We start from the raw sequence: 22,837 nt of genomic DNA, 5'->3' as shown, positions 1-22,837 counted from the left end.
TTCCCGGAGCTCGGCCGAGAAGTGCGGAAGCTCACGCTCCGCCCACGATGTCCCGACCCTAACGCGATACGGCCCCGTCATCCGGCGGAGATGACGGGGCCGTGTGCGTGTGGTGTGCGCGCTCGGTGAAGCCCGGTCAGGCGCCCGGGAACCGTTCGCTCTTGACGGCGCCTACAAAAGCGGACCAGGCGGGCGCCCGGAAGGCGATCGCGGGACCGTGCGGGGTCTTGCTGTCACGGACGGGGACGAGGCCGGGGTGACTGTCGGAGACCTCGATGCAGTTGCCGTTGTTGTCGTCGCTGTAGCTGCTCTTGCGCCACTGGGCACTGCTCAGGTCGAGCTCACGCATCGTCTGTAGTCCTCCGCCGCCGATTCGATCAGAGTCAGGGACGCCTCCGGCGACAGCGCGGCGGCCCTGAACAGATCGTAGGCTTCCTGTGCGCGCTTCACTACGGCAGGATCGTCCAGCAAATTCCCCGAATACACGCCTTCTGTATAGGCGGTCGGCGGGGCGTCCTCGAACTCCATGAGTCGCAGCGACTTGCCCATGACTGGATACGCCCCTGCGGCGAAGGGGAGGACCTGCAGCAGGATCTTCCGTTCACGTGTGAGCCTCACGACGTGCTCCAACTGCTCGGCCATGACGGCCGGTCCGCCTACTGGCACCCGCAGTGCGGCCTCGTGCAGCACTGCCCAATACGTGGGCCGCGCAGCCTCCTTGAGGATGACCGCTCGGTCCTGACGGGACTGGACCCCTGCTTCGATCGACTCGTCCGTGGCGAAAGGATCGCCCGCGCACTTGAGTGCGCGCGTGTACGCTGCCGTTTGCAGCAGCCCCGGCACAATCATCGGCTCGAACTCGCAGATCTTCGCCGCCAGCCGCTCCAGATCCGCCGCTTTCGCGAAGTAATCCGCATACCGCTTGTCGTCGATCAGGTCGCGCCAGGCCCGCTCGAAATAGCCGTCGGTTTGCAGCACCTCGTCGATCTGGATCGCCACGTCCAGCTGTGGTCTGCGGATCGCCTTCTCGAACTGGCCGATGTAGCTGCCGGAGACGAATACCCGTCGCCCCAGCGCGTCCTGAGTGAGACCGGCTGCCTCCCTTCGCCGCTTGAGCTCCGCACCCCAGAACTCCCACGCGGCCCGTCGTGAAGTGTCGGCCATCGGCCCTTCCCCCTTGCGCTGGACAGCGGTTGTGACCCTGCTCTCACGCAGCTTAGTTCCGTAGCGTCACGCTCCGTGCGCGAACTGTGAAAGCGCTCAACCGGCTTCGCCCATGGGCGAGAATGGGCGCCATGAGTCTGTTCCGCGACGACGGCATCGTGCTGCGCACCCAGAAACTGGGCGAGGCGGACCGGATCATCACGCTGCTCACCCGGGGGCACGGCCGGGTGCGGGCCGTGGCCCGGGGCGTACGCCGTACGAAGTCGAAGTTCGGGGCGCGGCTGGAGCCCTTCTCGCACGTCGACGTGCAGTTCTACGCGCGCGGGAGCGAGCTCGTCGGGCGCGGGCTGCCGCTGTGTACGCAGAGCGAGACGATCGCCGCGTACGGTGGCGGGATCGTCACCGACTACGCCCGCTACACGGCGGGTACGGCCATGCTGGAGACCGCGGAGCGGTTCACCGACCACGAGGGCGAGCCCGCGGTGCAGCAGTACCTGCTGCTGGTGGGCGGGCTGCGGACGCTGGCCCGCGGCGAGCACGCCCCGCACCTCGTCCTGGACGCGTTCCTGCTGCGCTCGCTCGCCGTCAACGGCTACGCGCCGAGTTTCGACGGCTGTGCGCGGTGCGGGCTGCCCGGCCCCAACCGGTTCTTCTCGGTCGCATCGGGCGGAGTGGTCTGCGGGGACTGCCGGGTGCCCGGGAGCGTCGTACCCTCCTCGGAGGCCATCGGGCTCCTGAGTGCGCTGCTGACCGGCGACTGGGAGGCCGCGGACGCCTGCGAGGCCCGTCATGCCCGGGAGGGCAGCGGGCTGGTCACGGCGTATCTGCACTGGCATCTGGAGCGGGGCTTGCGCTCCCTCCGGTACGTAGAGCAATAAGAAGACCCTGCAAAGAGAAGACCCTCGAAGCGACACCTAGGAGAAGTGGGCCGCATGGCACGACGCGGGATTCTGGGCCGTAATCGACGCGAGTACGTCACGCCCGAGCCGCATCCCTCCGGCGCGCGGCCGCCGAAGATCCCCGGGGAGCTCGTCCCGAACCATGTGGCCGTGGTGATGGACGGCAACGGGCGGTGGGCCAAGCAGCGCGGGCTGCCGCGTACCGAGGGGCACAAGGTCGGTGAGGGCGTCGTCCTGGACGTCCTCAGGGGCTGCCTCGAGATGGGCGTGAAGAACCTTTCGCTCTACGCCTTCTCGACCGAGAACTGGAAGCGGTCGCCCGAAGAGGTCCGCTTCCTGATGAACTTCAACCGGGACGTGATCCGGCGGCGGCGTGACGAAATGGACGCGCTGGGTATTCGTATCCGGTGGGTCGGGCGGATGCCGAAGCTGTGGAAGTCCGTGGTCCAGGAGCTCCAGGTCGCCCAGGAGCAGACCAAGAACAATGACGCGATGACGCTGTATTTCTGCGTGAATTACGGCGGTCGGGCCGAGATCGCGGATGCCGCGGCGGCCATCGCGGCGGATGTGCGGGCCGGGAAGCTGGACCCGTCCAAGGTCAATGAGAAGACCGTCGCGAAGTACATGTACTACCCGGACATGCCGGATGTGGACCTTTTCGTCCGGCCGTCCGGTGAGCAGCGGACCTCGAATTACCTGATCTGGCAGAGCGCCTATGCCGAGATGGTGTTCCAGGACATTCTCTGGCCGGATTTCGACCGCCGGAACCTGTGGGACGCCTGCCTGGAGTACGCGAAGCGGGACCGCCGGTTCGGCGCCGCGCCGGAGCAGGTCGGCCCGTCGGCCACGTAACAGAACACGGGAACGGGGCCGCCTCAGCATCAACTGGGGCGGCCCCGTTCCCGTAAAGCCGTCTGTCTCTATCGCTTGTCGTCGGCGGCCCGCTCCGCGCACGCTCCGCACGTACCGAAGATCTCGATCGTGTGGGCGACGTCCCGGAAGCCGTGCTCGGCGGCGATCTGGTCGGCCCACTTCTCCACCGCGGGGCCCTCGACCTCGACGGCCTTGCCGCAGGACCGGCACACGAGGTGGTGGTGATGGTCATCGGTGCTGCACCGGCGGTAGACCGCCTCGCCGTCGCTGGTGCGCAGCACATCGACCTCGCCGGCGTCCGCCAGCGACTGCAGCGTCCGGTAGACGGTGGTCAGCCCTACCGAATCGCCCCGGTGCTTGAGCATGTCGTGCAGCTCCTGCGCACTGCGGAACTCGTTCACCTCGTCGAGTGCGGCCGACACCGCGGTGCGCTGCCGCGTCGACCGGCCGCGTACCGGAGATCCCGCGCTCGTCGCCACCGTTGCCTCCCTAGGACGTCAGGACTCTTCCCCCTGCACATGCGTCCCGCCATTGTGCCAGGTGATGACCGCCGGGCCGGTGGGGCGCTTACCCGTATGTTTCCCGGCTGCCGTCATCCGTCACGTCCGGTTGCCGTTATCCGGCCACGCTCACATCGTCCGTCGCGGTGCGGCCGCCGGGTACTTCCAGGGTGCACCCCTGGCCCTGCCGCGCGGCGATTCTGGCGCGCCTTTTCGCGAGCGGGGCGGCGAGCGCGGTGAAGGCGACGAACAGGCCGATGGCGAAGAGGACGATCGTGGCGCCGGACGGTACGTCCACGTAGTACGAGGTGGCGGTGCCCGTCAGGGTGACCGCGATGCCGATCGCGACGGCCACCGTGAACGTGGCGGCGAAGCTGCGGCTGATCTGCTGGGCGGCCGCGACCGGGATCACCATCAGGGCGCTGACCAGCAGCAGACCGACGACGCGCATGGCGACGGTGACGGTGACCGCGGCGGTGACCGCGACCAGGAGGTTGAGCAGGCGGACCGGCAGGCCGGTGACCCGGGCGAAGCCCTCGTCCTGGCAGACCGCGAACAGCTGGCGGCGCAGCCCGATCGTGATCGCCAGCACCAGGGCGGCGAGCACGTAGATCGTGGTCATGTCCTCCGGCGAGACGGTGGTGATCGAGCCGAAGAGGTACGTACCGAGGTTGGCGTTGGAGCCGGCGTCGGAGAGGTTCATGAGCATGACGCCGCCCGCCATACCGCCGTAGAACAGCATGGCCAGCGCGAGGTCGCCGCGGGTCTTGCCGTACCAGCGGATCAGCTCCATGATCACGGAGCCGGCGATGGCGACCGCGGTGGCGGCCCAGACGGGGCTCTGGTTGAGGAGGAAGCCGAGCCCGACGCCGGTCAGGGCGATATGGCCGATGCCGTCGCCCATCAGGGCCTGGCGGCGCTGGACGAGGTAGATGCCGATGGCGGGGGCGGTGATGCCGACGATCAGGGCGGCGATCAGTGCCCGCTGCATGAAGGCGTAATTGAGGATTTCCATGGTCTGCTGCTCCTGTGCTCCTGTCCTGCCGTTGTCGCTTTTCCGGTCCCTGGTTCAGCGGGCCGGTCAGCTCAGCAGGCCGGTGCGGAGCGGCTCCGCGTCGGCGTCGGCGTGCGGGTGGACGTGGTCGTGGCCGGGCAGGGCGTGCTGGCCCACGGCCTGGGGCGGCGGGCCGTCGTGGACGACGCAGCCGTCGCGCAGCACCACCGCGCGGTCGATCAGCGGCTCCAGCGGGCCCAGCTCGTGCAGGACGAGCAGAACGGTGGTGCCCCGGGCGACCTGCGCCCGCAGGGCGGTGGCGAGCACCTCCTGGCTGGCCAGGTCGACGCCCGCCATCGGCTCGTCCATGATCAGCAGCTCCGGCTCGCCGGCCAGCGCCCGGGCTATCAGCACCCGCTGGTGCTGCCCTCCGGAGAGCGCGTCGACGGAGTCCTTGGCGCGGTCGGCCATACCGACCAGCTCCAGGGCGTGGTGCACCGCGGCCCGGTCCGCCTTGCGCAGGATGCCCAGCTTCGTACGGGCCAGCCGACCGGAGGTGACGACCTCGCGGACGGTGGCGGGGACCCCGCCGGCCGCGGTGGTGCGCTGCGGGACGTAACCGATCCGGGCCCAGTCCCTGAAGCGGCGGAACTCCGTACCGAACAGGGACAGCGCGCCGCCGGTGAGCGGGACCTGACCGATCAGGGAGCGTACGGCGGTGGACTTGCCGGAGCCGTTGGCGCCGAGCAGCGCGACCACCTCGCCGCTGCGCACGGTGAGGTCGACGCCGCGCAGCACGGGACGGGCGCCCAGCGACGCGGTGGCGCCGCGCAGGTCGATGACCGGGTGGTCGATGACCGGCTCGGGGAGCGGCTGCTTCATGGGGACCTCCTCCACGGGGGCTTCCGTCATGTGCGGTGGGGGCGCGGTGGTGTGCGTCGGGTGCTGCACGGTGTGTGTCACTTGCTGCCGAGTGCCTTCTGCAGTGCGGCGAGGTTGGCGCGCTGGACGCCGAAGTAGTCCCGGCCGCGGGACTTGTCGTTGATTCCCTCGATCGGGTCGAGCACGTCGGTCTTCAGCTTGAGGTCGCCGGCCAGGGTCTTGGCGGTGGCCGGGTTGGCGATCGTCTCGAAGAAGACCGTGGAGACGTGGTGCTTGGTGGCGAGCGCCTGCAGCCCCTTGATGCGGTTGGCGCTGGGCTCGGACTCGGGGTCGAGGCCGCTGATCGCTTCCTCGGTGAGGCCGTAGCGTTCGGCGAGGTAGCCGAAGGCGGCGTGGGTGGTGATGAAGGTGCCCGTGGCGCGGTTCTTCAGGCCGTCCTGGAACTCCTTGTGCAGCCCGTTCAGCTTCGCGACCAGGGCGTCGGTGTTCTTCTGGTAGTCGGCCTTGTGCTCCGGGTCGGCCTCGGCGAGGGTCTTGTTGACGCCCTTGGCGACCTCGGCGTACTTGACCGGGTCGAGCCAGATGTGCGGGTCGTTGCCGCCCTCCGCCTCGGAGTGGGAGTGGCCCTCCTCCGCATGCCCCTCGTGGCCGTCCTCGTGGCCGTCCTTGTGTTCGCCGCCGTCCTCGTCGCCGTGGGACTGCTCGCCGCCGTGCTCGTCGCCGGCGGCGTGGTCGTGGCCGCCGACCTCGGTGCCGTGCTTCTCCAGGGAGGTCAGGGCGGCGGCGTCGGCGACGTGCTGGACGCCGGACTGCTTGACCGCGTCGTCCACGGCCGGCTGCAGGCCCTTGAGGTAGACGATCGCGCCGGACTCGCCGAGCCGGGCGGTCTGCTTGGGGGTGAGCTCCAGGTCGTGGGGCTCCACGCCGGGCTTGGTGAGGTCGGTCACCTCGACGTGCTTCCCGCCGATCTGCTCGGCGAGGAATTCCATGGGGTAGAAGGACGCCGTCACCTTCAGCTTTCCGTCGGCCGTACGCCCGGTCGCGGAGGGGGAGCAGGCGGAGAGGGTCAGGAGCCCGAGCACCGAGGTGCCGGCGACGGCAGCGACGGAGAGGTGACGGCGTATGTTCATGACAGTCATTTTCAACAAAGTTGGAAACGATTGTCAATAAATCGGATAGTCGTGTGAGCGGGTCGACAGTGAGGCGGCAGTGGGTCGGCAGTGGGTCGGCAGTGAGTCGGCGGTTGATGCGACAGCGGTCCGGAACCGATGTGGATCAGTCGCGGATCAGTTGGGGATCAATCACCTGTGAGTTGTGGATCAATCACCTGTGATCGGGGTCAATGACCTGGATCCGATTCGGCCAGTGGCCCGGAATCGATTTGGTCCGGGGGGTACGGCCGCCGGTACCCTGAACTATTCGCCCACCCGTCTCCCGGCTGCACCCCTCATGGAGGCGCGGGGCGCCGCCCTATCCATCGTTCGTCGTCGTATGAAGAGAGCACCGTGGCCGCCGACAAGATCGATACCATCGTCAGCCTGAGCAAGCGCCGTGGCTTCGTCTACCCCTGCAGTGAGATCTACGGTGGCTCCCGCGCTGCCTGGGACTACGGTCCGCTGGGCGTCGAGCTCAAGGAGAACATCAAGCGCCAGTGGTGGCGCGCCATGGTCACCTCCCGCGAGGACGTCGTCGGTATCGACTCGTCGGTGATCCTGGCCCCCGAGGTGTGGCAGGCGTCCGGCCACGTCGCCACCTTCACCGACCCGCTCACCGAGTGCACCTCCTGCCACAAGCGCTTCCGCGCCGACCACCTGGAGGAGGCGTACGAGGCCAAGCACGGCAAGCTCCCCGAGAACGGCCTCGCCGACATCAACTGCCCGCACTGCGGCAACAAGGGCGGCTTCACCGAGCCCAAGCAGTTCTCCGGTCTGCTCTCCACCCACCTCGGCCCGTCCCAGGACACGGCTTCGATCGCCTACCTGCGGCCCGAGACCGCGCAGGGCATCTTCACCAACTTCGCCCAGGTCCAGCAGACTTCGCGCAAGAAGCCGCCGTTCGGTATCGCGCAGATGGGCAAGTCCTTCCGGAACGAGATCACTCCGGGCAACTTCATCTTCCGCACCCGCGAGTTCGAGCAGATGGAGATGGAGTTCTTCGTCAAGCCGGGCGAGGACGAGCAGTGGCAGGAGTACTGGATGGAGCAGCGCTGGAACTGGTACCGCGACCTCGGCATCCGCGAGGAGAACATCCGCTGGTACGAGCACCCGAAGGAGAAGCTGTCCCATTACTCGAAGCGGACGGCTGACATCGAGTACCGCTTCAACTTCGGCGGCACCGAGTTCAGCGAGCTGGAGGGCGTCGCCAACCGCACCGACTTCGACCTCTCCGCGCACTCCAAGGCGTCCGGTCAGGACCTCTCCTACTTCGACCAGGAAGCCGGCGAGCGCTGGACCCCGTACGTCATCGAGCCGGCGGCCGGTGTGAACCGCGCGATGCTCGCCTTCATGCTCGACGCCTACGTCGAGGACGAGGCGCCCAACGCCAAGGGCAAGATGGAGAAGCGCACGGTCATGCAGCTCGACCCACGCCTGGCGCCGGTCAAGGTCGCGGTGCTGCCGCTGTCGCGCAACCCGCAGCTCTCCCCGAAGGCCAAGGGCCTCGCGGCCGACCTGCGCAAGCACTGGAACATCGAGTTCGACGACGCGGGCGCCATCGGCCGCCGCTACCGCCGCCAGGACGAGATCGGTACGCCGTTCTGCGTCACGGTCGACTTCGACACCCTCGACGACAACGCGGTCACCGTGCGCGAGCGCGACACGATGAAGCAGGAGCGGGTGTCCCTGGACCAGATCCAGGCGTACCTGGGCGGCCGCCTGCTGGGCTGCTGAGCCAGTAACTGCTGGACCGACCGCTGAGGCGGCACCAGCAGGACACTGAAGACACTGATGGGGCCGGCTTCCCGCACGGGGAGCCGGCCCCATCAGCGCGCGCTAAGCGGCGCGCGTGCTACGCGCCCCGCATCGGCCGCGCCGCGAGCCGGGCGCACAGGGCGGCGAGGGGAAGTTCGGCCGCGACGGCCATGGCTATCGAGGTGCTCAGGTCCGGGCCCGGGGCGGCGGTGACGAGGTCGACGCAGGCGTCGGCGACGAGGAGTACGGCCGCGGCGGCCGCGGGGGCGCGGTGGCGGAGGTCGGCGCGCAGCAGGCGCGTACCGGCGGTGAACAGGGCGGCCGCCTCCAGGGTGTCGAGGGCGATCCAGGCCGCCGCCTCGGCGGGGGGCAGGGTTCCGGCGAGGTAGCCGAGCCAGGGCAGCAGGGCGAGGCCGGCGCCCGCGAGGATACGGCCCTGCCAGCGGCGGGTGCGGCCGAGGCGCGCCGGTCCGCCGCGGTCGGCACCGGCGGCTCGTGCTGCCTGCGCTGCCTGCACGTCCGTTGCGCAACGTCCGTTGTCCGCAAGGGGGCTGAAGGCAACCAGAGCCATGGCGGGGAGGTCCTTTTCGGTGTCACGGTGTGATCGGTGTGATCGGTGTCATCGGTGTCACGAACCCGTCCTTCGGGCTCGTCACCAACCCTCCGTTTTCCGCTGGTCAGAGTCAGTAACGCCGCTGTCCGACTTGGGGTGGCACTAGCTACACCCCCGCTCCGGACAGCAGCTGCATGGCAGGCCGCAGCGCCCGCCACATACGGTGAGATCATGAAATTCCCGCCCCGGCTGCGGCGCGCGCTCACCCGCCTGAACCGTGATACGGCCTTCCTCGCCCTGGGAGCACCGCTCCACCTCTTCATGGGGTTCCTGCTGTTCATGATCTTCGGTCTCGGCATGGACACCCTCATGGGGCGGAGCAGCGACGCGCCGGTGGTCCTGGGGTTCACGCTGGTGCTGACGGTCTTCTCCGTACCGGCGCTGACCGCGTCCCAGCGCTGGCGTTTCCGGCAGGTGCTCGGGATCGACATCCCCCGGTCGGGGTGGCAGCGGCCGTGGCGTCAGTTCGGATACCACTGCCTGTACGGGGTGCTGTTCGGCGGGCTCGAAGCGCTGGTGGTGGGGCTGCTGCTGGCCGGGGTGGCCGCGTCGCTGACCTTCGTGTGGATCTACGCGCTGCCCTGGCAGTGGCGGCTTGAGCACATCGGCTACACCACGCAGGTGGGGTACGTCTCGGTGGCGGGGCTGCTCGCGCTGGCCGCCGTCCCGGGCCTGGCCGCCGCCCTCGTCCGCCTGGAGAGCTATGTGGTGCCCACCCTGCTCGGCCGCAGCAGGGAAGAGGACCTGGTGCGCCGGGTCGAGGACCTCACCGCGAGCCGGGCCGGGGCGGTGGACGCCGCGGACGCCGAACGGCGGCGTATCGAACGGGATCTGCACGACGGCGCCCAGCAGCGGCTGGTGTCGCTGGCGCTGAATCTGGGGCTGGCCAAGGCGACGCTGACGGATCTGCCGCCGGAGGCGCGGGAGGTGATCGACGCGGCGCACCAGGAGGCGAAGGAGGCGATCGAGGAGCTCAGCAGCCTCGTGCGCGGTCTGCACCCGGCCGTCCTGGACGAACTCGGGCTGGACGCGGCGCTGTCGGGACTCGCCGCCCGCGCCCCGCTGCCCGTACGGCTGCGGGTGGATCTGCCGCAGCGGCTGACGCCGGCCGTCGAGGCGGTCGCGTACTTCGTGGTCTCCGAGGCGCTGACGAACGTCGCGAAGCACGCACGGGAGGCGACCCGGGCGGATGTGACGGTTACCCGGCTGGGCGGGATACTGCGGGTGGTGATCGCCGACGACGGTGCGGGCGGGGCCGATCCGTCCAAGGGGAGCGGCCTGACGGGGCTCGCTCAGCGCGTGCGGTCCGTGGACGGGACGTTCCGGATGAGCAGCCCGGTGGGCGGCCCGACCATGATGAGCGTAGAACTGCCGTGCCCGATATGACGGGTGCTGCGCCTGAGGTGTTGGGTGCCGTACCTGGGATGACGGGCGTTGTGCCCGAAGTGATGAGGAGTAGATGAGGGATAGGGGCGTCGTGCCCGATAAGAGACGTGCCGTGATCGCCGAGGATTCCGTGCTGCTGCGGATCGGGCTGGTCAAGGTGGTGGAGATGGCCGGCTTCGACGTGGTGGCCGAGGTGGGGGACGCGCGGGAGCTGCTGGCCGCCGTCGAGGAGCACCGGCCCGACCTCGCCGTGGTGGACGTCCGGATGCCGCCCGGCTTCACGGACGAGGGAGTGCGCGCCGCGCTGTCGATCCGTCGGGACCGGCCCGCGACCGCCGTGCTGATGCTCTCCCAGTACGTCGAGGAGCGCTACGCCGCCGAGCTGCTCGCCACCAACACCAGTGGGGTGGGCTATCTGCTCAAGCAGCGGGTGGCGGATGTCGAGGAGTTCCTCGAGGCGCTGCGGCGGGTGGCGGACGGTGGCACCGCACTCGACCCGCAGGTTGTCGCCCAGCTGCTGGTGCGGCGGCCGAGTGATCCGCTGGAACGGCTGACGGCCCGTGAGCGGGAGGTCCTCGCCCTGATGGCCGAGGGCCGTTCCAACGCGGGGATCGCCGGCCAGCTCGTGGTCAGCGAAAGCGCGGTCGCCAAGCACATCAACAACATCCTCGCCAAGCTCGACCTGCCGAAGGCGGACGCCGACCACCGCCGGGTGCTGGCAGTACTGCACTTCCTGGGGGTGGGGGGCTAGACCTTGGTGGCGGGTGGCGGGTGGCGGGTGGCGGGTGGCGGGTGGCGGGTGGCGGGCGGTCCAGGCCCGTGACCAGACCCTTAGGGGGCGGTCGAACGGATCCCCTAAGGGTTGCGAGGGCCCCCTGTGGGGCCACAACCAGGCGGGGGCGGGCGGTATTCCCGTGGCTGGAATTCCTGTGGTCGTGATTCCCGCAGGCCCCGTGGCCGAGATTCCCGTAGCTGAAGTCGGCGGCGTCGGTGAAGTTGGTGACGTTGGTGAAGTTGGCGGTGCTGGGGCGCATCCAAGGGCCCCTCTCATGCGTCTCATGAGTGAGCGGCTTTCCCCAAAGGGCCGCACCGCAGGGGTATTTGGAGTATTCAATTTGAAAACTGGCATCAAGGGCATTCATCGCGTTTCCGCGGTAGCTCTCACCGCTGGAGCCATCCTGACCACCGGGGTGTTCGCCGCCCCGGCGCAGGCCGCCGCGCTCCCCCAGCCCACGATCACCGCCCAGGGCGGGTTCGTGATGGACAACGGCACCGGCAAGAGCCTCTTCACCAAGGCCGCCGACACCCGTCGTTCCACCGGCTCCACGACCAAGATCATGACGGCTCAGGTGGTGCTCGCGCAGCCGAAGCTCGACCTGGACGCCAAGGTCACGGTCGACAAGGCGTACAGCGACTACATCGTCGCCAACAACTGGGCCTCCTCGGCCAAGCTGATCGTCGGCGACAAGGTAACGGTCCGTCAGCTGCTGTACGGGCTGATGCTGCCGTCCGGCTGTGACGCCGCCTACGCGCTGGCCGACAAGTTCGGCGCCGGGTCCACCCGGGAGGCGCGGGTGAAGTCGTTCATCGGCAAGATGAACGCCACCGCCAAGTCCCTCGGCATGACGAACAGCCACTTCGACTCGTTCGACGGGATAGGGCGTGGGACGAACTACTCGACACCGCGTGACCTGACCAAGCTCGCCAGCAGCGCGATGAAGAACTCCACGTTCCGTACGGTCGTGCAGACGAAATCGACCAAGCAGAAGGTCACCACGAAGACCGGTGGCTACCGCTACATGGAGTGGACCAACACCAACCCGCTGCTGGGCAGCTACGCCGGCACCATCGGCGTCAAGACCGGATCGGGCCCGGAGTCCAAGTACTGCCTGGTCTTCGCCGCCACCCGGAAGGGCAAGACCGTCATCGGCACGGTCCTGGCGTCCTCCACGGTTGCCGACCGCACCGCGGACGCCAAGAAGCTGATGGACTACGCCTTCAAGAAGTAGCCCACTTCAAGAAGTAGCCCACCGCCGGCAACAGCCTGGTCCAGGGGCCCGTTCGCGATCATGTGCTGTCGTGGGCGGGCCCTTCGCCATGCGCGGCCGGCTCAGCCGCGCAGGCCGCGCAGGATCAGGTCGCGGACGGCCTCGAAGTCGGTGGTGATCTCCGGGCGGGACCATTCGGCGGCGTAACACGGGTCGTGGAAGCGTCCGGTGGCGTCGAAGACGGCGCGGGCGGTGGTGGCGGGGGAGGGGGTGTGGAAGGCACCCTCGCCGACACCTGCCTCGATGATGGTGGTGAGCTGGGCCTCCAGATCCGTGACATGCCGGTCGACCACGCCACCGCTCTCGCCGATCAATGTCATATAGGTGGCGAAGAGTTCGGGGTCGTCGCCGGCCTTGTGCCGCTTGGCCTCGAAGAGGGCGGTCAGCCAGCGGTCCAGGCGCTCGGGAGCGGGGCCCTCCGCGGCGACGATGACCGACAGCTCCTCGCTCGTACGGTCCAGCCAGCGCTCCGTGACCGCATCCCGCAGCGCCGCCTTTGTACGGAAGTGGCGGTAGACGCTCCCATGGCTGACGCCCAGGGCGCGCGCCACGTCCACGACCGTGGCCTTGGCCGGGCCGTAGCGGCGCAGTACCTCCTCGGTCGCTTCGAGGATGCGCTCAGGGGTCAACGTCTCGGGGGGCATGGGGCGGGCCGGCCTTTCTGGGAGAGCGGGCGGGGCGGAGATGCCGGGTACACAGCCGGGTACGTACGTAGGGACGGTACCCGCCCTCACCCCGCCTGCGCCCCGGGGTACGGGGTTGCCCGCCAGGCTCCGGCGCCCGAGGTCCCGCTCCGGCATCCCGTGCGAGTGCCCTGGCGGTCAGTGCTCGCTGTCCAGGTGAGCCATCTGATCGGCCGGGTAGCGGTCACCCGCCGCGGCGTCGGCCGGGACCGCGCGCTCGATCGCGGCCAGGTCGTCGGCGTCCAGGGTGACGTCCAGGGCGCCGAGCGCCTCGGCCAGCCGGTCGCGGCGGCGGGCACCGACCAGCGGGACGATGTCCTCGCCGCGGGAGAGCACCCAGGCGATGGCGGTCTGGGCGACCGAGACGCCCTTCTGCTCGGCTATCTTCCGCAGCGCCTCCACCAGGTCGAGGTTGCGCGCGAGGTTCTCGCCCTGGAAGCGGGGGCTCATCCCACGGAAGTCATTCGCGGCGAGCTTGCGATCACGGCTGAAGTGGCCGCTGATCAGGCCGCGGGACAGTACGCCGTACGCCGTGATCCCGATGCCCAGCTCGCGGGCGGTGGGCAGGATCGCGTCCTCGATGCCGCGGGAGATGAGGGAGTACTCGATCTGGAGATCGGAGATCGGGGCGACGGCGGCGGCCCGGCGCAGCGACTCCGCGCCCACCTCGGAGAGGCCGATGTGCCGGACATGGCCTGCCTCGACCAGCTCGGCGATGGCGCCGACGGTCTCCTCGACCGGCACGTCCGGATCGAGGCGGGCGATCCGGTAGACGTCGATGTGGTCCGTGCCCAGGCGCTGGAGGGAGTACGCGGCGAAGTTCTTCACCGCGTTCGGCCGGCCGTCGTAGCCGGTGAAGCCGCCCTCGACGGTGCGCAGGGCGCCGAACTTGACGCTGATCTGCGCCTTCTCGCGAGCCGCCGCGGGGGCGGTGCGCAGGGCCTCGTTGATCAGCAGTTCGTTGTGACCCATGCCGTAGAAGTCGCCGGTGTCGAGCAGGGTGACGCCGGCGTCGAGGGCGGCATGGAGGGTGGCGATCGACTCGCTGCGATCGCTGTCGCCGTAGAGGGCGGACATGCCCATGCAGCCGAGGCCGAGGGCGGAGGTCTGCGGGCCGGTGGTGCCCAGGATGCGGGTCTGCACGGTGTGCTCCTGAAGAAGAGAGGGGAGGGGGTGCACCATCACTATGGCATGACGACTGACAGATTTCAATATCTGTCAGTCGTCGAGTGTGCGTCTGCCGCCCGACGTCTGTCTGCGACCGGGCGCCGTCTACGTACGACCGGGCGCCCGTCTACGACCGGGCGTCCGCCGACGGCTGCCCTTGCCGTTCCTCCTCGAACAGCGCCGCCGTGCGCGCAGCCGTGGCCCTCGCCCACCCGCCCGTCGTCAGGGCCCCCAGCAGCAGGACGGCCGCACCGCAGCCCGCGATGATCCACCATGCGGAGCGGCCCGCTGCCACGAACTGGCTCGCGGTGGCGGCGGCATGCGCTCCGCCCGCCAGTACGGCGCCGATCACCGCGACGCCCAGCGACGTCCCCACCTGCCGGCTCGTCGAGGCCACGGCGGCCGCCACCCCGGCCTGGGCGCGTGGCATGCCGGACACCGCCGTATTGGTGATCGGGGCGTTGACCAGCCCGAATCCGATGCCGAAGAGCACATAGCCGGTGAACAGCAGGACATCCGTCGCGTACGCGTCGAACGCCGCGAAGAGCAGGCCGGCGCCGGCCATCGCCGTACCGGCGAGCAGCATCGGGAGCCGGGGGCCGTGACTGCCGACCAGCCGCCCCGACAGCGGCGCGAAGATCACTGTCATCCCGGCCATGGGCAGCATGTGGAGCCCGGCGCCCAGTGCGGACAGCCCGCGGATGTTCTGCAGATAGAGCGTGTTGAGGAAGAGGAAGCCGCTGAGCGCGGCGAACGCGCAGACCGCCACGGCCGTGGCCCCGCTGAACGGTGCGCTGTGGAAGAACCGCAGGTCGATCAGGGGTTCCGTGCGGCGTCGCTCGTAACTGAGCAGGGCTGCCAGCGAGACCAGCGCCAGCATGACGAACGCCAGGATCTCCGCGGACGCCCAGCCTCTGCCCGGCGCCTCGATGATCGCGTACGTCAGCGAGCCGAGCAGTGTGATCACCAGCAGCTGGCCGACCGGGTCGAGCCGGCGTGGCCTGGGCGCGCGCGACTCGGGGACGTAGCGCAGGGTGAGGAAGATCGCGAGCGCGCCGATCGGGACGTTCACCCAGAAGATCGAGCGCCAGCCGACGCTCTGCACCAGCAGCCCGCCGATCAGCGGACCGGCCGCCATGCTGACACCGGCGACCCCGCCCCACACGCCGATGGCCCGGGCCCGTTCCTCTGGGGCGGTGAAGGTATTGGTGATGATCGACAGCGCGACAGGGTTGAGCATCGAGCCGCCGACCGCCTGCACCATCCGGAAGACCACCAGCCACGACAGGCCGGGCGCCAGGCTGCACAGCAGCGAACCGGCCGAGAAGACCACCAGCCCGACCAGGAAGATCCGCCGCCGGCCCAGCCGGTCCGCCGTCGAACCGGCCAGCATCAGCAGCGATGCGAGTACCAGCGTGTAGGCGTCGATCGTCCACTGCATATCGGAGACCGAGGCGTCCAGCTCGCGCTGCATGGACGGCAGGGCGACGTTGAGGACCGTGCTGTCGAGGCTGACGATCAGCAGGCTCATACAGCAGATCGCCAGTACGAGGAGCCGACGCGGGCCGCTGATGTCGGACATGGTTGAACGCTACGGCGCTTCCGGGTGTCCGGCTCTGCGAAATCCGGTCGGGCGCTGCGGCGGTCCGGGCTGTCCGGCCCCCGCCGAGGCCACTCGTGCGGTGCGGGACAATAGGAGGTCACGAGGAGCTCGCAGCGGCCGGTGCCGCCGTCCGGTCCGTCCAGTCCGTACGGCCGTGGCGCGACGCCGATCGCAGCCCGCACGCCCACTCGCCCGCACGCCCGCCGAGCGACGCCGAAGCCGAAGAAAGCCGAAGGTACCCCCGCCATGACCCTGCTGCAGATCGGTCCGCACACGGTGCAGCCGCCCGTGGTCCTCGCGCCGATGGCCGGGATCACCAATGCCCCGTTCCGGACCCTGTGCCGCGAGTTCTCGGGCGGCAAGGGCCTCTTCGTCAGCGAGATGATCACCACGCGGGCGCTGGTCGAGCGCAACGAGAAGACCATGCAGCTGATCCACTTCGACGAGACCGAGCAGCCGCGCTCGATCCAGCTGTACGGCGTCGACCCGGACACCGTCGGCAAGGCCACCCGCATGATCGCGGAAGAGGACCTCGCCGATCACATCGACCTCAACTTCGGCTGCCCGGTCCCCAAGGTGACCCGCAAGGGCGGCGGCTCGGCGCTCCCGTACAAGCGTCCGCTGCTGCGCTCCATCCTGCGGGAGGCGGTGGCGAACGCGGGCGGGCTCCCGGTGACCATGAAGATGCGCAAGGGCATCGACGACGACCACCTCACCTACCTGGACGCGGGGCGGATCGCGGTCCAGGAGGGCGTCACGGCGATCGCGCTGCACGGACGCACCGCGTCCCAGCACTACGGCGGTACCGCCGACTGGGACGCCATCGCCCGCCTGAAGGAGCACGTACCGGAGATCCCGGTGCTCGGCAACGGCGACATCTGGTCGGCGGACGACGCCGAACGGATGATGCGCGAGACCGGATGCGACGGAGTGGTCGTGGGGCGCGGCTGCCTGGGGCGGCCGTGGCTGTTCGGGGACCTCGTCGCCGCGTTCGAGGGCACCGGTACGTACGCGGAGCCGACGCTCAAGGAGGTCGCGGCCGTGATGCTGCGGCATGCCGCCCTGCTCGGCGAGTGGCTCGGCGACGAGGCCCGCGGCGTGATCGACTTCCGTAAGCATGTCGCCTGGTACACCAAGGGCTTCTCGATCGGTTCCGAGATGCGGCGCAGCCTGGCGGTCACCTCCTCCCTCGACGAGCTCGACGCCCTGCTGTCGGAGCTCGACCTCGACCAGCCGTGGCCGGCCGGCGCCGACGGGCCGCGCGGCCGTACCTCGGGGCGCAACCGCGTGGTCCTCCCCGACGGCTGGCTGGACGACCCGTACGACTGCGCGGGTGTGGACGCGGACGCGGAGCTGGACACGTCGGGCGGCTGAGACCGCGCACCTGCGCACCGAGGCGGCACCGAGGTGGCACCCGAGGCGTGCACCGATATGCGCCTCGGCAGGCGGATGTGGGGCGTGTCGCCGTCATCCTGCGGGCCGACCGGAACCGGTCACGTTACCGTTTGAGGCCGTACAGGCGGAATGTACGGCTATATACGGGCATGTACGGCTATAGGCGATACATAAGCCACAGGCGCCGGCCAGGGAGAGCTGTGGTGAGCGGACACCGTTCCCGCGAGGACACGCAGAAGGCGGTACAGGCCAAACTGGGCGATACGCCCTTCCGCTACGAACAGATGGCCGCGGTGGCACACCTCTACCGGGCCGCGGCCGCCGTACGGCAGCACCTGGAGAACTCCGTGCTGCGCGGCGCCGATCTGACCTGGACCTCGTTCGTCGTGCTGTGGGTGGTCTGGGTCTGGGGGGAGCAGGAGACCCGCCGGGTCGCCGAGGAAGCCGGTATCTCCAAGGGAACCCTCACCGGCGTCGCCCGTACCTTGCAGGGCCGCGGCCTGCTCGAACGCAAGGCGCACCCGACCGACGGCCGGCTCGCGCTGCTCTCGGCCACCCCCGAGGGGGAGCGGCTGATGGCCCGGCTCCTCCCGGAGTTCAACGCCGAAGAGGCCTTTGTCACCGAGGCGTTGAGCGACGACGAGGCGGTGGAGCTGGCGGATCAGCTGCACCGGATCGTGGCCCAGGTCGAGAGCCACGGTGAGGAGCGGCGCCTGGAGCTTCTGGACGGGCGGGAACCGAGGCCCAGGAGGAGCGGCCGCCGGGCGAAACGGCAGGGCCCGGGCCTCCCGCAGTCCGATGCGCCGGCCGGGCGCGACACGAACCCCGGCAGGAGCACCCGGTATACGAATCCGGACGCGGAAGCGGCCTTCCCGCCGGTCGGAAACTATGGCCTGAACCTGACATCCGACTGACATCTCACCGGCACGCGGGCCGGGGAGCGGCCCGGGGCGCCGAGCCCGGGCGGCGGGTGGCCGAAATGCGCGCAGACCTGTCGGCTGAGCGGGGGCGGGGATGCGCACGGGTGGTCACATCCCTTGATCACGTAGCCGATCCGGCGACGCCGAGCGCGTTCGGGCGAGCCCAAATGATGGAATCGCGGCACACATGAGCGCGTGATTCTCGCCACTCCTGATAGGGGTGGCGCTCAGATGAGCAATCCTCGCTGGGCTCCACTCTCCAAATGGTGGCACCGGGTGCCATTCATCATTGGTTCGACTTATCAAGGCATCCATTGCGAGGTGTAATACCTCCGCCTGATACGGCTGCGCAGCGAAATGATGCGTTCAAGTAGTGAAAGATCCCTCGAATGGTCGACCGCTTTCGATCTGCTGGCGGACGGCCCGTTACACGCGTATGTCGACCAAGTGGACGTACCCATACGCCTTCGATCTGGGTATGTTCCTCGCCGTCAGGGCAGCCCGTCGGCGAGGAGTCAGTGCCGTGCCGGAAACACAAGATCTCCAGGTATCCCAGCCTGCGTCCCCGAAGTTCGTCTACGACTTCACCGAGGGGAACAAGGACCTCAAGGACCTGCTAGGCGGCAAGGGTGCGAACCTCGCCGAGATGACCAACCTGGGTCTTCCCGTCCCTCCGGGCTTCACGATCACCACCGAGGCCTGCAAGGTCTACCTGGAGAGCGGCGCCGAGCCGAAGGCACTCCGTGCCGAGGTCGCCGAGCACCTCAACGCCCTCGAGCGGAAGATGGGCAAGCAGCTCGGCCAGGCCGACGATCCGCTGCTCGTATCGGTACGTTCCGGTGCGAAGTTCTCCATGCCCGGCATGATGGACACCGTCCTCAACATCGGCCTCTCCGATGCGTCGGTTTCCGGCCTCGCCGCGCAGGCCGGCGACGAGCGGTTCGCCTGGGACTCGTACCGCCGCCTCATCCAGATGTTCGGCAAGACCGTGCTGGGCGTCGACGGCGACCTCTTCGAGGAAGCCCTGGAGGAGGCCAAGCGGACCAAGGGCGTCAGCGTCGACGTCGACCTGGACGCCGGCGACCTCCAGGGCCTGGTGGCGCAGTTCAAGGACATCGTCGCCAAGGAGACCGGCCGCGACTTCCCGCAGGACCCGCGCGAGCAGATGGACCTCGCCGTACGGGCGGTCTTCGACTCGTGGAACACCGACCGCGCCAAGCTGTACCGCCGTCAGGAGCGCATCCCCGGCGACCTCGGCACGGCCGTCAACGTCTGCTCCATGGTCTTCGGCAACCTCGGCCCGGACTCCGGCACCGGTGTCGCCTTCACCCGCGACCCCGCCAGCGGCCAGCAGGGCGTCTACGGCGACTACCTGCAGAACGCGCAGGGCGAGGACGTCGTCGCCGGTATCCGCAACACCGTCCCGCTCGCGGACCTCGAAGCGATCGACAAGACCTCGTACGACGAGCTCATGCAGATCATGGAGACGCTCGAAACGCACTACAAGGACCTGTGCGACATCGAGTTCACCATCGAGCGCGGCAAGCTGTGGATGCTCCAGACCCGGGTCGGCAAGCGCACCGCCGGTGCCGCCTTCCGGATCGCCACCCAGCTCGTCGACCAGGGGCTGATCGACGAGGCCGAGGCCCTGCAGCGGGTCACCGGCGCCCAGTTGGCGCAGCTGATGTTCCCCCGCTTCGACCTGAGCGCGCAGTCCGACCTGCTCGGCCGCGGTATCGCCGCCTCCCCGGGCGCGGCGGTCGGCAAGGCCGTCTTCGACTCGTACACCGCCGTCAAGTGGTCGCGCTCCGGCGAGAAGGTCATCCTGATCCGCCGGGAGACCAACCCCGACGACCTCAACGGCATGATCGCCGCCGAGGGCATCCTCACCTCCCGTGGCGGCAAGACCTCGCACGCCGCCGTCGTCGCCCGCGGTATGGGCAAGACCTGCGTCTGCGGCGCCGAGGAACTGGAGGTCGACACCAAGCGGCGCCGGATGACGACCCAGGACGGGACCGTCATCGAGGAGGGCGACACCGTCTCCATCGACGGCTCCACCGGCAAGGTCTACGCCGGTGAGGTGCCGGTCGTGCCGTCCCCGGTCGTGGAGTACTTCGAGGGCCGGATGCACGCCGGCGCCGACGACGCGGACGAACTGGTCAGGGCCGTGCACCGGATCATGGCGTACGCGGACCGGGTCCGCCGGCTGCGCGTACGGGCCAACGCCGACAACGCCGAGGACGCCGCCCGCGCCCGCCGGTTCGGCGCCCAGGGCATCGGCCTGTGCCGCACGGAGCACATGTTCCTCGGAGAGCGCCGGGAGATGGTCGAGCGACTCATCCTCGCGCACACCGACGCCGACCGCGAAGCCGCCCTCAGGGAGCTGCTCCCCCTTCAGAAGGCCGATTTCATCGAACTGTTCGAGTCGATGGACGGCCTGCCGGTGACCGTACGGCTGCTGGACCCGCCGCTGCACGAGTTCCTGCCCGACATCACCGACCTGTCGGTGCGCGTCGCGCTGGCCGAGGCCCGGCACGAGAAGCACGAGAACGACCTCCGGCTCCTCCAGGCCGTGCACAAGCTGCACGAGCAGAACCCGATGCTGGGCCTGCGCGGCGTACGCCTCGGCCTGGTCATCCCGGGCCTGTTCGCCATGCAGGTACGGGCGATCGCCGAGGCGGCCGCCGCGCGCAAGAACGCCAAGGGCGACCCGCGCGCCGAGATCATGATCCCGCTCGTCGGCACCGTCCAGGAGCTGGAGATCGTCCGCGAGGAGGCCGAGCAGGTCATCGCCGAAGTCGAGCGGACCCACGGCGTCAGCCTCAAGCTCACCCTCGGCACGATGATCGAGCTGCCCCGCGCCGCCCTCACGGCCGGTCAGATCGCCGAATCCGCCGACTTCTTCTCCTTCGGTACGAACGACCTCACGCAGACGGTCTGGGGCTTCTCCCGCGACGACGTCGAGGCCAGCTTCTTCACCGCGTACCTGGAGAAGGGCATCTTCGGCGTCAGCCCGTTCGAGACCATCGACAAGGACGGCGTGGGACAGCTGGTCCGCAACGCCGCCGCGGCCGGCCGGGCCACCCGCCCGGACCTCAAGCTCGGCGTCTGCGGTGAGCACGGCGGCGACCCGGAATCCGTCCACTTCTTCCACGAGGTGGGACTGGACTACGTCTCCTGCTCCCCGTTCCGCATCCCGGTCGCACGGCTGGAGGCGGGCCGCGCGGCGGCCGAGGCGAAGGGCAGCGACAGCCGCTGACCGAGCGCTCCCGAACCACCGGAGCCGGCGCCAGGGACTCCGACCCTCATAGGCCTGGCTCGTCGGCTCCGGTACCTCAACGAGGGCGGCACCTTGTGCGGAGGTGCCGCCCTCGGCTTTGTGCGGGGAGGGCCGGGAAGAGGGTTGTGCGGAGGTCCGCACGGCGCTGTGGGTGGTCTGTACGGAGACCGTGCGGAGGTCCGTAGGGGCCTGATGTGTGGGGCATGCGGGGCGGGGCTGGTGCGCGACGGCGCGTCACCGGGCGGAGGCTGGATATTTCCTATTAACCTCTCGTAACCGTATGAAGTCGATCAGCAACTGATCGTATCCTCGCAATCCACCGGAGAAGAAATGCACAAGCTTCGTAAGGCTGCTGTCGTGACAGCCGTCCTCGGCAGCGTCAGCCTTCTCGGCGCCGGCACCGCCAATGCCTGCGGCGTGGCGAACCCCAGCGACAGCAACCACCAGCAGATGAGCCGCAGCGACTACGACCGGCAGGAGCCCACCCGCAGCGACTCCGAGCGGCAGCAGCCGAGTCGTGAGGACGCCAGCCGCCAGGAGGTGACCCGCGACGACATCAGCCGTCAGGAGGCGCCTCGTGAGGACAGCAGCCGGCAGGAGCCGACCAGCAGCGACAGCAACCGCCAGCAGCAGCTGAGCCCCACTGAGGCCAGCCGTCAGCAGCAGCAGTTGAGCCCCAGTGACGCCAACCGTCAGCAGCAGCAGCTGAGCCCCAGCGACGCCAGCCGTCAGCAGGCCGCCACTTCCGCAGTCGTCCGGCCGCAGGCGAGCGGCGAGACCGCCCGGCTGCAGGCGGGCGGCGGGGAGCGCGACCACCTGAGCACCGTGTGCAAGTCGAACGACAAGAACGTCGACAATTACGGCGAGGTCGGGTTCGGGAACGGCACCTCGGGCAAGTCGGACGACAACGCCGGCGACCCGGGCTCGCAGACCACCCAGATCGGCTCGTCGATGAACTGCAGCAACAGCGTCGACAACAGCAACGAGAAGTAACAAGAAGCAACGAGAAGCAGCGCCTGACGCCAACGGTCCCGGTGTCCGGCCCACGGGGTCGGCGCCGGGTCCCTCATGTTCGGCTTCGGCTTCGGCGTCTTCGCCGATGTCCGCCCCGGGGGTGGGTGCCGCGTGGTGGTGGGTGGCGGATTGTCGACCGGGCGCGTAGGTAAGCGCTTGACGGGTCGTGAAGACGGGGTGTAGCGCCGTGCCCGTCGCTGCCGCGTCAGCGACGCATTTCGGCCATGATCCCTGCGGTGCAGGTCATCCCTGCGAGGGCGGCACCTGTGCGGAGGTGCCGCCCTCGCTTTCTCCGGACTCCCCCCTCGGGAGCTGCCGCCACCCCGGTCGGCGCGGGAAGGCGGCCTTCGGCGGGACGGTCGAGCGGGCGGTTCCTTGCCCATCACCCCCCACGGGATCGAGCAATCCGGGCCGCTCGCGTCATCGCCGAATTGAGTACAAGCATTCCTGCCCGCCGCCGGGTGGCGCGACCACTTTCAAGTCTGGCCAAAAGGGCATGGTGACCGC

The 22,837-nt window shown here is 69.3% G+C and carries 19 protein-coding genes and 1 pseudogene; 10 read left to right on the top strand and 10 right to left on the bottom strand.

What is annotated here, in order from left to right; genetic code table 11:
- Nucleotides 1–136: 136 nt before the first annotated feature.
- Together ACFY12_RS26515 and ACFY12_RS26510 are read right to left on the bottom strand one after the other, a co-directional pair.
- Nucleotides 137–349 (bottom strand): DUF397 domain-containing protein, encoded by a 213-nt coding sequence (locus tag ACFY12_RS26515; protein WP_390718402.1) that lies wholly within the window; start codon nt 347–349, stop codon nt 137–139.
- Entirely contained in the window at nt 331–1,164 is an 834-nt protein-coding gene (locus tag ACFY12_RS26510) for a helix-turn-helix domain-containing protein (RefSeq protein WP_390718401.1), read from the bottom strand. Before ACFY12_RS26510 ends, ACFY12_RS26515 begins: the two co-directional genes overlap by 19 nt.
- 131 nt (nt 1,165–1,295) lie before the next feature.
- Between ACFY12_RS26510 and recO the strand changes: the two genes are divergently transcribed.
- Together recO and ACFY12_RS26500 are read left to right on the top strand one after the other, a co-directional pair.
- Entirely contained in the window at nt 1,296–2,042 is a 747-nt protein-coding gene (gene recO, locus ACFY12_RS26505) for a DNA repair protein RecO (protein ID WP_390718400.1), read from the top strand.
- Nucleotides 2,043–2,096: 54 nt separating this feature from the next.
- A complete protein-coding gene (locus tag ACFY12_RS26500) occupies nt 2,097–2,915 on the top strand; it encodes an isoprenyl transferase (protein ID WP_390718399.1) in 819 nt (272 codons plus the stop codon).
- A gap of 68 nt (nt 2,916–2,983) precedes the next feature.
- Here ACFY12_RS26500 and ACFY12_RS26495 read toward each other — a convergent pair whose 3' ends face one another.
- The 4 genes from ACFY12_RS26495 to ACFY12_RS26480 form a co-directional block, all read right to left on the bottom strand.
- Nucleotides 2,984–3,415, bottom strand: a complete 432-nt coding sequence (locus ACFY12_RS26495; protein ID WP_390718398.1) for a Fur family transcriptional regulator — start codon at nt 3,413–3,415, stop codon at nt 2,984–2,986.
- A 136-nt stretch (nt 3,416–3,551) separates the two neighbouring features.
- Entirely contained in the window at nt 3,552–4,451 is a 900-nt protein-coding gene (locus ACFY12_RS26490) for a metal ABC transporter permease (protein ID WP_390718397.1), read from the bottom strand.
- Between the two features lie 66 nt (nt 4,452–4,517).
- Complete coding sequence (locus ACFY12_RS26485) at nt 4,518–5,312, bottom strand: metal ABC transporter ATP-binding protein (protein ID WP_390718396.1); 795 nt, start codon at nt 5,310–5,312, stop codon at nt 4,518–4,520.
- 77 nt (nt 5,313–5,389) lie between these two features.
- Nucleotides 5,390–6,442 carry a metal ABC transporter substrate-binding protein gene (locus tag ACFY12_RS26480; RefSeq protein ID WP_390718395.1) on the bottom strand — a complete coding sequence of 351 codons (1,053 nt, stop codon included), beginning with the start codon at nt 6,440–6,442 and terminating at the stop codon, nt 5,390–5,392.
- Between the two features lie 375 nt (nt 6,443–6,817).
- Between ACFY12_RS26480 and ACFY12_RS26475 the strand changes: the two genes are divergently transcribed.
- Entirely contained in the window at nt 6,818–8,200 is a 1,383-nt protein-coding gene (locus ACFY12_RS26475; RefSeq protein ID WP_390718394.1) for a glycine--tRNA ligase, read from the top strand.
- Between the two features lie 118 nt (nt 8,201–8,318).
- Here ACFY12_RS26475 and ACFY12_RS26470 read toward each other — a convergent pair whose 3' ends face one another.
- Nucleotides 8,319–8,792, bottom strand: coding sequence for a hypothetical protein (locus ACFY12_RS26470; RefSeq protein WP_390718393.1), 474 nt, complete (start codon nt 8,790–8,792; stop codon nt 8,319–8,321).
- A gap of 213 nt (nt 8,793–9,005) precedes the next feature.
- On the opposite strand from ACFY12_RS26470, the gene ACFY12_RS26465 reads away from it, so the two are divergent.
- The 3 genes from ACFY12_RS26465 (at nt 9,006) to ACFY12_RS26455 (ending at nt 12,229) form a co-directional block, all read left to right on the top strand.
- On the top strand, nt 9,006–10,220 hold the full coding sequence (locus ACFY12_RS26465; protein ID WP_390718392.1) for a sensor histidine kinase: 1,215 nt from the start codon (nt 9,006–9,008) through the stop codon (nt 10,218–10,220).
- Between the two features lie 112 nt (nt 10,221–10,332).
- Complete coding sequence (locus ACFY12_RS26460; RefSeq protein WP_390718521.1) at nt 10,333–10,971, top strand: response regulator; 639 nt, start codon at nt 10,333–10,335, stop codon at nt 10,969–10,971.
- 364 nt (nt 10,972–11,335) lie between these two features.
- Nucleotides 11,336–12,229 (top strand): D-alanyl-D-alanine carboxypeptidase family protein, encoded by an 894-nt coding sequence (locus ACFY12_RS26455; protein ID WP_390718391.1) that lies wholly within the window; start codon nt 11,336–11,338, stop codon nt 12,227–12,229.
- A gap of 101 nt (nt 12,230–12,330) precedes the next feature.
- Here the strand turns inward: ACFY12_RS26455 and ACFY12_RS26450 are convergent, their stop codons facing one another.
- The 3 genes from ACFY12_RS26450 to ACFY12_RS26440 form a co-directional block, all read right to left on the bottom strand.
- Entirely contained in the window at nt 12,331–12,912 is a 582-nt protein-coding gene (locus tag ACFY12_RS26450) for a TetR family transcriptional regulator (protein WP_390718390.1), read from the bottom strand.
- A gap of 177 nt (nt 12,913–13,089) precedes the next feature.
- Nucleotides 13,090–14,094, bottom strand: coding sequence for an aldo/keto reductase (locus tag ACFY12_RS26445; RefSeq protein WP_390718389.1), 1,005 nt, complete (start codon nt 14,092–14,094; stop codon nt 13,090–13,092).
- 151 nt (nt 14,095–14,245) lie between these two features.
- Complete coding sequence (locus tag ACFY12_RS26440; protein ID WP_390718388.1) at nt 14,246–15,700, bottom strand: MFS transporter; 1,455 nt, start codon at nt 15,698–15,700, stop codon at nt 14,246–14,248.
- Nucleotides 15,701–15,967: 267 nt separating this feature from the next.
- Here ACFY12_RS26440 and dusB point away from each other — a divergent pair, with 267 nt between their 5' ends.
- From dusB to ACFY12_RS26420, 4 genes and pseudogenes are all read left to right on the top strand, one after another.
- Nucleotides 15,968–17,095: a tRNA dihydrouridine synthase DusB gene (gene dusB / locus ACFY12_RS26435; protein WP_390718387.1), complete on the top strand. Its 1,128-nt coding sequence runs from the start codon at nt 15,968–15,970 to the stop codon at nt 17,093–17,095.
- A 224-nt stretch (nt 17,096–17,319) separates the two neighbouring features.
- A pseudogene (locus ACFY12_RS26430) lies at nt 17,320–17,889 on the top strand (MarR family winged helix-turn-helix transcriptional regulator); the annotation flags it as partial.
- A gap of 625 nt (nt 17,890–18,514) precedes the next feature.
- Entirely contained in the window at nt 18,515–21,295 is a 2,781-nt protein-coding gene (gene ppdK / locus ACFY12_RS26425) for a pyruvate, phosphate dikinase (RefSeq protein WP_390718520.1), read from the top strand.
- Nucleotides 21,296–21,646: 351 nt separating this feature from the next.
- Nucleotides 21,647–22,309 (top strand): hypothetical protein, encoded by a 663-nt coding sequence (locus ACFY12_RS26420; protein ID WP_390718386.1) that lies wholly within the window; start codon nt 21,647–21,649, stop codon nt 22,307–22,309.
- Nucleotides 22,310–22,837 lie beyond the last annotated feature (528 nt).

This window comes from Streptomyces sp. NPDC001339, assembly GCF_042895955.1.
Taxonomy (GTDB): domain Bacteria; phylum Actinomycetota; class Actinomycetes; order Streptomycetales; family Streptomycetaceae; genus Streptomyces.
The sequence above is the reverse complement of the archived record's forward strand: the minus strand, read 5'-3'. Positions and strand labels throughout refer to the sequence as shown.